We start from the raw sequence: 12,456 nt of genomic DNA, 5'->3' as shown, positions 1-12,456 counted from the left end.
GTGTTAAAAAGTTAACCAGTTGGATACCAGCGAAGACCTCGCCTGTCTATTCGTTGGAATGCCATGGTTGGCGCCCTTGGAGAATGTGATGCCACAGCAACCCCTCATCAAAACAACCGTCGTTGGCTCCTATCCTGTGCCGGACTGGTTGTTGGCTCTGCCGTCCGAACAGGCGCTGGCCGATGCCACGCGTGTCGTGATCCACACGCAGGAGCACTCGGGCATTGACGTGGTGTGCGACGGCGAGCTGTCGCGTTTTGACGTCAATCATCCTGAAACAAACGGCATGATTGAATATTTCATCAAACCGATGTCGGGTATTCGTTCGGACGTGACGTTCAGCGAATTGGTCAGCTATCGCGGGCAGAAGTCGATGAAATTTCGCACGCGTCCGCCCGGCGTCGTGCATGGCCCGATCGGTTCGGGCACACTCGATCTGCCGCAAGCCTGCGCGCGTGCGAAGGCGCTCGCCACGAAACCGTTCAAGTTTACCCTGACCGGTCCGCACATGCTGGCAAAGACGCTCCTCGATCTGCATTATAAGAACCTGCCGGACCTCGCGATGGCCATCGCGGACGCGCTGGCGGAACAAGTTCGCTATCTCGACGCTGATGTTGTGCAGATCGATGAAGCGAATCTCCCCGGCAGCCCGGACGAATGGACGTGGGCGGCCGCCGCGATGAATCGCGTGCTGGATGCGGTCAAGACCATTCCCGCGGTGCATCTCTGCTTCGGGAATTACGGCGGCCAATCGATCCAGAAGGGGAAATGGAGCAAACTGATCGACTATCTGAACGCTCTGCATGTCGATCATATCGTCATGGAAAATGCGCATCGTCCCGCAGAGGAACTGGCGGCCTTCCGCGGGCTGCGTCCTGAGATCGGCCTTGGCCTCGGCGTTGTCGACATCAAATCGACTGAGATCGAAACGGCTGACCAGATTGCAAAGTCGATCGAGCGCGCCGAAAATATTTTGGGCTCGGGGCGGGTCAAGTATATCCACCCTGATTGCGGCTTCTGGATGCTGAAGCGCGGCATCGCCGATGGAAAAATTCAAGCTCTGGTCGCGGGACGGGAGCTTTACGAAGGCCGCAAGCCGGAGACGGCAATGCCGGCGTGAGACGCATATGCGTTGCAGAAGGAAGCCGTCTCTGTTCCGAGCCGCTATCGCCTTTGACAGCCGCCCATCCATCAGGCCCGATCCTGCCTGACGCGTGGCTGTCAACAAGGTGCGCTTTCTTGGCGCGCTCCATTGAACGCGCGGACGGAAATCCTTAGCGAAAAACCTTCCCCGGATTCATCAGCCCCTGCGGGTCGAGAGTGCGCTTGATCGCGCGCATCAACCCCACCGCGTCGCCCAGCTCCCGTTCGAGGAATGCGATCTTGCCCTCGCCGATGCCGTGTTCGCCGGTGCAGGTTCCTTCCAGCGACAGTGCCCGCATCACCATGCGCTCATGCAGCGCATTGGCGCGCGCGATCTCGTCGGATGAATTCGGATCGATGAGGATCAAGGTGTGAAAATTGCCGTCGCCGACATGTCCGACGATCGGCGCAATGAGGTCTGACTCGGAAATATCCTGCTTGGTGCCGACGAGACATTCGGCCAGCCGCGACACCGGCACGCAGACATCGGTGATCATTGCCTTGCTGCCCGGCCGCAATCCAAGGCCGGCATAGAGCGTGTTGTCGCGTGCGCTCCACAGCTTGCTGCGCTCCTCCGGTTTGTTCGCCCAGTGGAACTGTAAGGCGCCGTGGTCGCGCGCGATGTCTTCGGTGATTTGCGCCTGCTCGGCAACCGACGCCGGGCTGCCATGGAATTCAATGAACAGCGTCGGCTTCTCCATTGCGCCGAGCTTGGCGTACGCGTTGACGCCCCGGATCATTACTTCGTCGAGCAGTTCCAGCCGGGCGACGGGAATGCCCGCCTGGATGACGGCGATGGCGGTCGAGACCGCGCCCTCGAACGACTCGAACGGGCAGACCGCGGCGGAAACAGCTTCCGGCACCGGATGCAGCTTGAGCGTGATCTCGGTAATGATGCCCAGCGTTCCTTCGGCGCCGACAAACAGCCGCGTCAGATCGTAGCCGGCAGCCGATTTGCGCGCCCGCTGACTGGTGCGGGTGACGCGGCCGTCCGCGAGCACAACCTCGAGCGACAGCACATTGTCGCGCATGGTGCCATAACGCACCGCCATGGTGCCTGACGCGCGTGTGGACGTCATGCCGCCAATCGAGGCGTCGGCGCCGGGATCGATCGGAAAGAACAGGCCGCTGTTGCGCAGTTCCGCATTCAGCGCCTTGCGCGTGATGCCGGGCTGCACGCGACAATCCATATCCTCTGCGTTGACCGCGAGAACGGCCTTCATGCGCGCGAAGTCGATGCAGAGGCCACCTTGCGGCGCGTTGGCATTGCCCTCCAGCGACGTGCCGGCGCCGTAGGGAATCATCGGCATTCCGGCTTCCGCGCAAGCCCGCACGATCGCCGCAACTTCTGCGGTGCTTTCCGGAAATGCGACGAGATCGGGCGCATGCGGGGCGTGATAGGATTCCTGCTGTCCGTGCGCCGCCAGGACCGCGGCGGCGGCGGTCACCCGTTCGCCCATTAAATGGCGAAGCGCGGCGAGAACCTTGTCTCGCCGCGCCGCGCGTTCACTTTCAAGATCAGGCAAGAGACTCACTTCGCGACGTCGGCGAGCTTCGGGCATTGCCGCTGCTCGACCGGGGTCTCATAGGGCTGATAGTTGCTCTTCTGAATCACCACCGGCTTCAGAATGATCTCCTTCGGCGTCTTTTCCTTGCGCAGATGGCGCACGGCGATCTCGGTGCCGAGGCAGCCCTGGATGAAGCCGTTGAAATCGCCGCTCGCCAGAAGCTTGCCGGACTTGATCAGGTCGACGGCTTCCTTGCTGCCGTTGATGCCGACGACCATCGCCTTGCGATTGGCGCCGTCGAGCGCCTCGATCGCGCCGACCGCCATCGGGTCATTGGCGGCGAGAACGCCGTCAATCTGTGAGTGCGACTGCATCAGGTTTTCCATCACCTGCAGCGCCTGCAGGCGCTGATAGTTGGCCGGCTGCTGCGCCACCAGCTTCACATTGGGGAATTCCTTCAGCGCATCGGTGAAGCCGCGCACGCGGTCGATATTGGTGAGCGAGCCTTTCACGCCTTCGAGAATGATGACGTTACCCTTGCCGCCCATGGCCTTCAGCAGATAGCGGCCCGTTTCCAGACCAATATTGTAGTCGTCGGCGCCGACATAGGCGACGACATTGCCGCTGGCGATGCGGTCGGTGATGTTGACGATAGGAATCTTGGCGCCATCGATCTTGGCGACGGCGGGCACCAGTGCCTTGTAATCGACCGGGATGAAGACGACTGCGTCGGGCTTTTTGACGATGACGTCTTCGACCTGCGACAATTGTTCTGGAATGCTGTCCGGCTTGGTCGGGACATATTGGATGATCTTGGCCTTCAGCGCCTTGCCGGCGGTTTCCGTGCCGACCCGCACCGCCTGGAAATAGGGATTGGTCTGGTTCTTGGTGAAAACGGCGATGGTTTCACCGTCGGCGCGGGCGGTGCCGAATGAGCCCGCCAATGCCAGGATGGCGGCCATGCCGGTTGCAAGATGCTTCATTGAAATCTCCTTCTCGTACTTGGGTTGAATGTTCTGCTATTCGGTGAGCTTGCGCGTGCGGCTGTCGATCCACACGGCAAGGATGACGATGACCCCGGTGACGAGCGGTTGCCAGGATGCGTTGACCTGCAGCAGGTTCATGCCGTTCAGCACCAGCGTCAGGATCAGCGCGCCGATCAGCGTGCCGGCCACCGATCCGAATCCGCCGAACAGCGAGGTTCCGCCGATCAGCACCGCGGCGATGGCTGGCAATGTGAGTTCTTCGCCGATATCGCCCTGCGCCGAGTTGATGCGTGCAAGAATGATCAGCGAGGCGAGGCCCGCCATGGCGCCGCTGAAGGTGTAGACGAGCACCAACCGCCGCTCCACCGGCACGCCCGAGAGGCGCGCCGCCACCGGATTGGCGCCGATGGCATAAACCTGTTGCCCCCAGACTGTGCGCTGCGCAAACCAGCTACCGAGCAGCAGGAACAAGACCATTATATAAACCGGCATCGGGATTCCGAAGAGATATCCGCTGCCGAGCTGCCGGAACGCCGGAGGGAAGCCGTGAATGGTTTCGCCGGCCATGTAGTAATATGTGATGCCGGAAAGAATCCAGAGCATGCCGTAGGTTGCGATGAAGGACGGGATGCGCAGCGCCGTCACCAGAATGCCGTTGATGAAGCCGATCAGCGCACCGCAACCAAGTCCGACCACGAAACCGAGCGACGCATAGCCGGTGCTTTTGATCACTGTGGCGGCAAGGCAGGCGGAGAGAGCAACATTCGCTCCCACCGAAAGGTCGAGGCCGGCGGTCAGGATCACCAGGGTGAGGCCGGATGCGAGCAGGAACAGCAGCGCCGTCTGCCTCAGAATATTGAGCAGATTGTTGGCCGTGAAAAAGGCATCGCTGAGGAATGACAGGGCGACGCAAACGATCGCCGCAGCGAGAAGGCGATAGGCCATCTGTGCCAGCTCGGGAGGCAGCGCAAAACGGCGCGGCGCGGCTGCAGTCTCGGCCGTGCTCATGTGCGGCTCCGCAATCCGTCAATCAGCAGCGCGGCAAGCACCAATCCCCCGATGCAAGCCACCTGAACCGACGAGGGGACAGCCAACAGATTAAGTCCGTTGCGCAACACGCCGACGGCGAGAACGCCGAGCAATGTTCCGAGCAGCCAGCCGTCGCCGCGCTCAAAGGACGTGCCGCCGACGGCGACGGCGGCGATGGCATCGAATTCCATTCCGATCGCAGCCGTCGGATGCGCCGCATTCATGCGTGCGGTCATCAGCAGCGCGGCGAAGCCCACCATTAATCCACCCAGGCTGTAAACCGCGATCAGGATTGCTCTGTCAGGCAGGCCGGCGAGCCGCAGCGCTTCGCGGTTTCCGCCGAGCGCGAAAATATAGGTGCCGAAGGGGGTGTGATAGAGCAGTGTGTGGATCAGAAGATAGGCGATCGCGCTGATGATGATGGGCAGAGGGATGCCCAAGGCGCTGGCTGAATAGAGACCTTCGATGACGGCCGGGATGCCGACAATGCTTTGTCCGTCGGTGACGACGAGGGAGAGTCCCTGCGCCACGCCTAAGGTGCCGAGCGTGACGATGAAGGGTGGAATGCCCAGCAATGCGATCAGCGAGCCGTTCAGTACGCCGAAGGCAAGACCGGCTCCGAGCCCGGCGAGGATGCCCATCCAGACCGATCCGGTCGAGATGCTGACACTGGCGAGAATGATCGAAGCGAATGTCAGAACAGCGCCGGCCGAAAGGTCGAGGCCTTCGGTCATGATGATCAGCGTCATCGGCAGCGCGACCAGCAGCAGGATGGTCGACTGGACCAGAATATTGCTGATGTTGCCGGCGCTCAGGAAGTTCGCGCTCAGGATCCCGAAGCCGATGATCAGGGCCGCGAGCACGATGGCCACGCCGGGAATTCTCGAGATGAGGGAAAAGCCGGCCGTGGCCGATTGAGAAGCGGTCATTGATGCATTCCCAGTCGCACGATGTTTTCTTCCGTAAGTTCGTTGCGGGCCAGTTCTCCTGCGATGCGGCCGTCGCGCATCACGTAGGCGCGGTCGCAGACGTGGACGATTTCCGTCTGCTCGGAACTGATCATCAGCACGGCTGCGCCTTCACGCACAAGCCGGTCCAGCAGCGCGAAGATTTCCGCCTTCGCTCCGACGTCGATCCCGCGTGTGGGCTCGTCGAATATGAAGAAGCGGGAATTGGCGTTCAGCCATTTTCCGACGACCACTTTCTGCTGGTTGCCCCCCGACAGAACGCTGACGGGGCGGTTCGGACTTGGAGTGGCAATGCGCAGCCGCTCGATCATGCCTTGCGCGATCCGGCGCCCATGACCGGGTGAGAAAAGCCCGCTCGGAAATATCCGCGACAGGCCGGCCAGCAGGATATTGTCGCGGACCGAACGGCCAAGAGCCAAACCCTGGGCCTTGCGGTTTTCCGGGATCATGCCCATGCCGCGGCGCGCGGAATCTTCGGGCAAACCGCGCACCTTCTCGCCGAACAGGCGGATTTCCCCCGAGGTGACGCGGTCGGCGCCGAAAATCGCGCGCGCGACCTCGGTGCGTCCTGATCCCACAAGTCCGCAGAGACCGACGATCTCTCCGGTGCGAACGGTCAAATTGATCCCGGAAATTCCGTTCTCTGCCGCAAGATCTTTCACTTCAAGAACCACGTCGCCCGGCGCAACAAATTCGCGCGCATAGGTATGATCCACTGAGCGGCCGACCATCAGCGTCACCAGCGCGTCAGGCGTTGTTTCGGATGGCAGCATCGATGCAATTTTGCGGCCGTCGCGGAGAATGGTAATGCGGTCGCCGAGCGCAAAGACTTCCGGCAGGCGGTGCGAAATGTAAACGATGGCCACGCCCTGCGCCTTCAGCCGTGCAATCATCGCAAAAAGCAATTCTGTTTCGCGATCGGAAAGGGCGGCGGTCGGCTCATCCATCACCAGGATGCGGGCATCCTGCGACAGCGCCTTGGCGATCTCCACCATCTGCTGCTGCGCGATACCGAGCGTGTGGACCGGACGCTTCGGATCAATGTCGAATCCGATCATGTCGAGCACCCGGCGGGATTCTTTGTATAGCCGCCGTCGGTCGGTGATGCCGGGGATGCGGCCGGGAAACTCGCGGCCAAGAAAAATATTCTGCGCAATGTCGAGATAGGGAACGAGCGTGAATTCCTGGAAAATGACGGCAATGCCGAATTTGCGCGCGTCGGTGGGCGAAGCGATTTCGACCTTTTCGCCATTGTGAAAGAAGGCGCCAGCGTCGCTTTCGTAAGCGCCGCAGAGGATCTTCATCAATGTGGATTTGCCGGCGCCGTTTTCGCCCAGCAGCATGTGTGTTTCGCCGGCCCTGATGTCGAATGACACATCGTCCAGCGCTTTCACGCCGGGAAATTGTTTGCTGATGCCGCGCAGTTCAAAAAGCGGCGCGGCCCGCGTGTGACCAACTGTCACGGGTGCCTCAACCCCGCGGATGTCCATCATTGTTCCTTGTGCTTAGAAGGCGGCGCGAGTTTGCCGCGAGCAAGGGTCGACAGCAAGGCCATGAACGGGCTTGAGCAATGTGCGCTGGTGATGGCTCGGCATCGGCTTTCTGAATTCTACGCATGGCTGACGCATCGCGGACTAGGTGGCGTCGTGACTGTTCTTATAGCCGAGCATTCTCGAAACCCGCCCGGCGATGGAAAGCGTTTGCGTAGTTTGCTCTTTCATAGGCTCCGGCGGAATGAATTGCGTCAGATCAACGATGCCGACAGCTCCGACCAGGCGGCCGGTTGCATCCAGCACCGGCGCAGCCAGGGCATTGAGGCCGACGGCGACTTCGTCCGGAGCCACCGCCCATCCCCGGCGCCGGATGATTTCGATTTCGCGATCAAGCGCTGCCGCTTTGACGATCGTGCGCGGCGTGAATTTCTCAAGTTTTGATCCGAGCGTGCGGTGGCGGATTTCGTCGGGCCCGAAGGCGAGTGCAAGCTTCCCTTGCGCCGAAGCGTGGAACGGCAGAAGCGAGCCTTGCTTGACGCCGATCTCGATCGGCGAAGTTCCCGATACGGTGGCCAGAACGCGCATGCCCGCGTCTTCCACCTGCGAATAGACGGCGAAATGTCCGAGGCTGTCACGCAATTCCTGCAGCGCCGGCGACACAAAACCGGCGAGGTTGAAATTGTCATTGATGTGGCGGGCAAGCGTCAGCAGGCGAGGGCCGATTTCGTATTTTTCGGATTCGGCGCCCTGGGCGACGTAGCCCTGCTGCATCAGCGTCCGCAGATGCCGGTGGATGCGGCTTTTTGTTGTTCCGAGCGCCTGCGCGAGCGCGGTAACGCCGATGGGCCGTTTTGTTTCCGACAGATATTCGATCGTGCGCAGCATCAGGATGGCCGCCTGAACGCCCGTTTGCGCTGGCCCGGTGATTTTCGGCATTGACTCCCCGGAATGGCACCGCTTAGCTGTTCTGCAATACAATACAATGTTTCGTTGTTCGAAACAAGATAAAGGGCAGCGCCGGTGAGCCCTGAGCGAATCCTCCTCGACGCGCCCGCCATTCAGGCGGCGACGGAGAAAATTATCGAGGCGGCGCGCTCGGCCGGCAAGCCGGTCTGCGTCATGGTCAGTTCCGCCGCGGAAGCGAATGCATTCAAAGCGCACGGAGCAAGCGCGTTTCTCGTTTCGTCGGACCAGGGATTCCTGCAACAGGCCGCGCTCAGGACTCTGACGGATTTCGCGCCGCTGCGTCAGCCGCCAGCAGCTTGATTGCACAGAGGCAGTCATGATCACATCAAGCCCCAATGGACGCCAGGACGAGGTCGCCGATCTTCTTAAGGGCGCCGTCGACCTGCATTGTCACAGCGGTCCGTCGGTGATGCCGCGCATTCTGGATCATCACGACGCGCTGATGGACGCGGCAGAGGCGAAATTCGCGGCGGTCGTCTACAAGGATCACTATTATCCGGGGATGGCGCATGCAGCCGTGCTCGAAAAACTGTTCCCCGGGACTGGCGTGCGGCTGTTTTCCGGCGTCGCGCTGAACAATGCGACCGGCGGCGTCAATCCCTATGCGGTCGATCACTGCGTCAAGCTTGGCGGCAAGATCGTCTGGATGCCGACCTTCTCGGCGGCGAACCACATTTACCAGAACGAATCCGGAGCCAAGAGCTTTCCAAAGACTGCGCAACGCATGCTCGAGCCCACCCCTTTGACCGTGCTCGACGCCAACAAGCAACTGACCGACGAGACCAAGCAGGTGCTCGACATCATTGCTGCCGCCGACATCATTCTCGCCGGCGGCCACCTTCACGTCAGCGAACTATTTGTGCTCTTCGAGGATGCCAAGCGGCGCGGCGTCAAGAAGATGCTGGTCAATCACCCGACCTATGTGGTCGGGTGCAGCGACGAGGACATGCGCGGCCTGGTCGCGCTTGGCGCTTATCTCGAACATTCGATCTGCATGTTCCTCGAATGTCGGGTGAAGCATTTCGAGCCGAGCGATTTGGTGCATCTGGTCGAGGTCGCCGGCGTCGATCGCACCATTCTCGGCTCCGATCTCGGCCTCACCGAGGCGCCGCGCCCGGTCGATGGATTCCGGCAGATCGTCGCTCACCTCCTGGCGCTGCAATTCTCACCCGCCGACATTCGCAAGCTGGTCAGCACCAATGCCGCGGGCCTGCTCGATCTGCCGGTCGCGGCGTGACCGGAAACAAAAAATGACCGCCCGGCTCGAAACGCGCATCGGCTCCCTGCATCTGAAAAATCCGGTGATCGCCGGACCGGCGGAGCATTTGATTGATCCGGATAATGTCCGCCGTGCGTTGCACACTGGGGTCGGCGCGGTGGTGCTCAAGTCGACCAACGAGTCGGAAGGCGCGCGCGAACAATTGGAGCGCGCCGAATACGCCGTGTTCGATGAGCAATGGCGCTCGGTGCCCTGGGGGCCGGACGCGCCAGCAAGCGCCACCATTGCCAGCCGCTCCGGGCTGACGCGCATTCCCTTTGACCAATGGCTGGATGACGCCGTCGCGCTGGACCGCGAGGCGAAGGAGCAGGAGGCGTATGCCATTCCCAGCATCATTGTCGCCGATCTCGATCGCGCCGTTGAGATGGCGCGGCGCGTCGAGCAGGCGGGCTTGCGCGCGCTCGAGCTCAATATCGGAACGCCCTATGCCACCGAAGCCAAGAAGGGCGCCGTCACCACCGAATTTAATCCCGCGCGCGCGACTGCGATGGTTGCCGCGGTCTCCGGCGCGGTGTCGCTTTCTGTCTGGGTCAAGCTGACCGGACAGAGCGAGCGGGTGCCGGATCTGGTGCAGGCCTCGTTCGAGGGCGGCGGCAGTGCTGTGATCATGGCCGGGCGGCTGCTCGGGCTGATCCCGGACGTGGAGACATTGAAGCCCGCCTTGGGAACGAGTCTTGGCATCGGCGGCTTCTGGAATTTGCCGCTGACCTGCCACTGGCTCGCCCTCTCGCGTGCCAGAATGGGCGCCGACAAGCCGCTGATCGGCATCAACGGCGCGCAATCGGGTCTTGATGTCGCGCGCATGATGCTGGCAGGCGCGCATGCCGTGCAGATTGCATCGGCCGTCATGCTGCGCGGCTTTGATGTTCTTTCGGATGCCGTGACCGAGTTCAAAGCCTATCTTGGCCGGAAAAATATAAGCGCATGCGATCTGGTCGGCCGGGCTGCCGACGCTCGCAAAACCTTCGCCGAGCTTCCGCCACTGCAGGACGAGTGGAAGCGATACGTTCCGAAACGCTAGCCGTTGAGACGCCCGGAATCGGGCGCAACAACCAGGGAGGAAATGATGGGTGCTTTAAGATATGTCTGGCTGGCATTCGCCGGCGCCGTTGCATTCACGTCTCCGCAGGCTAATGCGCAGACTTGGCCCGCGCGCGAGGTGAAGTTCGTCGTGCCCTTCACCAGCGGCACGACCTCCGACATTCTCGCGCGCGCGGTCGCCGAGGATATCGCGGGCGCGATCGGCAAACCTGTCGTTGTCGACAATCAGGGCGGGGCGGGCGGCAATCTCGGCGCCGGGTCGGTCGCGAAGGCAGACCCAGACGGTCACACCATCCTGTTCGCGACCACCGGTCCTGCGGCGACCAACAAGCTGATGTACAAGAACCTGACTTTCGACCCGCAGAAGGATTTCGAGCCGATCGTGCTGATCGGCAAGTCGCCGGTCATCATCGCAGCCAATCCGAGTGTGCCGGCGAAGTCGCTGAAGGAGCTGACCGATTATCTGAAGGCAAATCCCGGCAAGCTGAATGCGGGCTATCCCGGCAATGGCACGCTCGGCCATATCACCGGCGAATTGTTCCAGCAGCGCGCGCAGGTGAAGATGGGCGGCATTCAGTATCGCGGTAGCGCCGCGATCATCAATGATCTGTTGGGCGGACATATCGATGTCGCGATGGATTCGATGGCGCCTTATGTCAGCAACGTGAAGGAAGGAAAGTTGCGCGCGCTGGCCATTGCCGGCACCAGCCGCTGGCCTGGTTTGCCCGATGTGCCGACTGTTGCTGAGTCCGGTCTTCCGGGTTTCGAAGCGTCGGTCTGGTACGCGCTGCTGGCGCCGGCAGGCACACCACCTGACGTCGTCGCAAAGCTCAATGCCGCGGCAAACGCTTTTTTGAAGACGAGCAAGGCGAAGGATCTGTTCAGCAAGCTTGGAGTGCAGAGCGCAGGCGGAACGCCGGCCGACTTGAAGAAATTTGTCGCCGACGAAATCGAGAAGTGGTCGCCGATCGTCAAGGCCGCCAATATTTCTTTCTGACGCAGGAATGCTCGTTTGAGTGAAGCAGGGCGCGGCGACAAAGTCGTCGCGCCTGTTGTCATCGAGTCTGCAAAGCTTCTGGACGGAAATCATTCCGTGGCGGCCGCAGCGTCGACCGTTTTGCGCCGCACAACATTCTCAAATTGACATTTCATTTTCAGTGGTCATCGTTGTTCCAGAATTCAAAACAGAGTTTTGAATAATGAAACAAGTTACGGCACCGAACCTTGGTCTTGCTGCCTCCGGCGGTCTCGAGCGGCGTCCACGAGCGCGCGCGGCAACACCGGTCAAGAGCGAGACCGGCACGCTTGACCTTGCGTTGCGCATCCTCGAATTCCTGGCCGGACAGGGTCAGCCGATTGCGCTGACGACGATTGCCAATACTTTCTCGGCGTCGAAGGCGACGGTGTATCGGCACCTGCAGGGACTTGCGCGGCACGGTTTCGTGCGGCGCGACGAGGTGACAGGACGTTACGCTGTCGGCGTGAAGCTGATGGTGCTCGGTGAATCCGCCCGCAGTCATTTTGAGATTGCCGGCGTGGCGCGCAAGGAGCTGATGCGCCTGCGCGACACGACACATCAGGCGATCTCGCTGTGCGCGCTGATCGATGGCGAGCTGGTAGTGCTTGACCTGGTGCACGGTCACACCATCGTCGAATTCGCAACGCGCCCCGGTACCCGCTTCGACCTGCATGCTAGCGCGCATGGAAAGACCTGGCTCGCATTTGGGCCGTCGGAACTGTTGCAACAGGTGCTGGGCCGCCCACGCAAGGCGTGGACGCCGCATACGCTGACCGATGCGAAGGCGCTGGAAAATGAAGTCCGTGCGGTGAAGAAGCGCGGCTGGGCGACGGCTCCCAATCAGACGGTGACCGGCGTGAACACGATCGCGGCGCCGGTCTTCGACCACACCAACCGTCTGGTCGGATCGATCGCCATCGTTGGATCGACACAGTTCATTCCTGACCGGCCGAGCGACGCGCTGGTCAATGAAGTTTTGGCCGCAGCGCAGCGGATTTCGCGTGCGCTCGGGTGGAAGGCGTGAA

The 12,456-nt window shown here is 61.4% G+C and carries 12 protein-coding genes; 6 read left to right on the top strand and 6 right to left on the bottom strand.

Going from position 1 to position 12,456, the window contains the following annotated elements:
* Window positions 1-88 precede the first annotated feature (88 nt).
* Window positions 89-1,120: a cobalamin-independent methionine synthase II family protein gene (locus RO009_24265; GenBank protein MDT3688147.1), complete on the top strand. Its 1,032-nt coding sequence runs from the start codon at window positions 89-91 to the stop codon at window positions 1,118-1,120.
* Between the two features lie 154 nt (window positions 1,121-1,274).
* On the opposite strand, the gene RO009_24260 is transcribed toward RO009_24265, so the two are convergent.
* From RO009_24260 to RO009_24235, 6 genes are all read right to left on the bottom strand, one after another.
* On the bottom strand, window positions 1,275-2,603 hold the full coding sequence (locus RO009_24260) for an FAD-linked oxidase C-terminal domain-containing protein (GenBank protein ID MDT3688146.1): 1,329 nt from the start codon (window positions 2,601-2,603) through the stop codon (window positions 1,275-1,277).
* A 71-nt stretch (window positions 2,604-2,674) separates the two neighbouring features.
* Window positions 2,675-3,634, bottom strand: a complete 960-nt coding sequence (locus RO009_24255) for a sugar ABC transporter substrate-binding protein (protein ID MDT3688145.1) — start codon at window positions 3,632-3,634, stop codon at window positions 2,675-2,677.
* A 36-nt stretch (window positions 3,635-3,670) separates the two neighbouring features.
* Entirely contained in the window at window positions 3,671-4,645 is a 975-nt protein-coding gene (locus RO009_24250; GenBank protein ID MDT3688144.1) for an ABC transporter permease, read from the bottom strand.
* Complete coding sequence (locus RO009_24245) at window positions 4,642-5,595, bottom strand: ABC transporter permease (protein MDT3688143.1); 954 nt, start codon at window positions 5,593-5,595, stop codon at window positions 4,642-4,644. The genes RO009_24250 and RO009_24245 overlap by 4 nt, the downstream gene beginning before the upstream one ends.
* Window positions 5,592-7,097 (bottom strand): sugar ABC transporter ATP-binding protein, encoded by a 1,506-nt coding sequence (locus RO009_24240; protein ID MDT3688142.1) that lies wholly within the window; start codon window positions 7,095-7,097, stop codon window positions 5,592-5,594. The genes RO009_24245 and RO009_24240 overlap by 4 nt, the downstream gene beginning before the upstream one ends.
* A 171-nt stretch (window positions 7,098-7,268) precedes the next feature.
* Entirely contained in the window at window positions 7,269-8,063 is a 795-nt protein-coding gene (locus tag RO009_24235; protein MDT3688141.1) for an IclR family transcriptional regulator, read from the bottom strand.
* A gap of 84 nt (window positions 8,064-8,147) precedes the next feature.
* Between RO009_24235 and RO009_24230 the strand changes: the two genes are divergently transcribed.
* The 5 genes from RO009_24230 to RO009_24210 all read left to right on the top strand — a co-directional run bounded on the left by RO009_24230 (window position 8,148) and on the right by RO009_24210 (window position 12,455).
* Window positions 8,148-8,393 (top strand): hypothetical protein, encoded by a 246-nt coding sequence (locus tag RO009_24230; protein ID MDT3688140.1) that lies wholly within the window; start codon window positions 8,148-8,150, stop codon window positions 8,391-8,393.
* 16 nt (window positions 8,394-8,409) lie between these two features.
* Complete coding sequence (locus RO009_24225; GenBank protein MDT3688139.1) at window positions 8,410-9,330, top strand: DUF6282 family protein; 921 nt, start codon at window positions 8,410-8,412, stop codon at window positions 9,328-9,330.
* A 13-nt stretch (window positions 9,331-9,343) separates the two neighbouring features.
* The gene (locus tag RO009_24220; protein MDT3688138.1) at window positions 9,344-10,393 is read left to right on the top strand and encodes a hypothetical protein; all 1,050 of its coding nucleotides are present in this window, start codon (window positions 9,344-9,346) and stop codon (window positions 10,391-10,393) included.
* Between the two features lie 45 nt (window positions 10,394-10,438).
* Window positions 10,439-11,410 carry a tripartite tricarboxylate transporter substrate binding protein gene (locus RO009_24215; GenBank protein MDT3688137.1) on the top strand — a complete coding sequence of 324 codons (972 nt, stop codon included), beginning with the start codon at window positions 10,439-10,441 and terminating at the stop codon, window positions 11,408-11,410.
* A 202-nt stretch (window positions 11,411-11,612) separates the two neighbouring features.
* The gene (locus tag RO009_24210; GenBank protein ID MDT3688136.1) at window positions 11,613-12,455 is read left to right on the top strand and encodes an IclR family transcriptional regulator; all 843 of its coding nucleotides are present in this window, start codon (window positions 11,613-11,615) and stop codon (window positions 12,453-12,455) included.
* Window position 12,456 lies beyond the last annotated feature (1 nt).

The sequence above is a fragment of the Pseudorhodoplanes sp. genome, assembly GCA_032027085.1.
GTDB lineage: Bacteria > Pseudomonadota > Alphaproteobacteria > Rhizobiales > Xanthobacteraceae > Pseudorhodoplanes.
The sequence above is the reverse complement of the archived record's forward strand: the minus strand, read 5'-3'. Positions and strand labels throughout refer to the sequence as shown.

Excerpts from the sequence above, each read along its gene's own strand:
- RO009_24250 (MDT3688144.1), bottom strand. The coding sequence starts at position 4,645 with ATGAGCACGGCCGAGACTGCAGCCGCGCCGCGCCGTTTTGCGCTGCCT.
- RO009_24265 (MDT3688147.1), top strand. The coding sequence starts at position 89 with ATGCCACAGCAACCCCTCATCAAAACAACCGTCGTTGGCTCCTATCCT.
- RO009_24220 (MDT3688138.1), top strand. The coding sequence starts at position 9,344 with ATGACCGCCCGGCTCGAAACGCGCATCGGCTCCCTGCATCTGAAAAAT.
- RO009_24245 (MDT3688143.1), bottom strand. The coding sequence starts at position 5,595 with ATGACCGCTTCTCAATCGGCCACGGCCGGCTTTTCCCTCATCTCGAGA.
- RO009_24215 (MDT3688137.1), top strand. The coding sequence starts at position 10,439 with ATGGGTGCTTTAAGATATGTCTGGCTGGCATTCGCCGGCGCCGTTGCA.
- RO009_24260 (MDT3688146.1), bottom strand. The coding sequence starts at position 2,603 with ATGGGCGAACGGGTGACCGCCGCCGCCGCGGTCCTGGCGGCGCACGGA.
- RO009_24255 (MDT3688145.1), bottom strand. The coding sequence starts at position 3,634 with ATGAAGCATCTTGCAACCGGCATGGCCGCCATCCTGGCATTGGCGGGC.
- RO009_24225 (MDT3688139.1), top strand. The coding sequence starts at position 8,410 with ATGATCACATCAAGCCCCAATGGACGCCAGGACGAGGTCGCCGATCTT.
- RO009_24235 (MDT3688141.1), bottom strand. The coding sequence starts at position 8,063 with ATGCCGAAAATCACCGGGCCAGCGCAAACGGGCGTTCAGGCGGCCATC.
- RO009_24210 (MDT3688136.1), top strand. The coding sequence starts at position 11,613 with ATGAAACAAGTTACGGCACCGAACCTTGGTCTTGCTGCCTCCGGCGGT.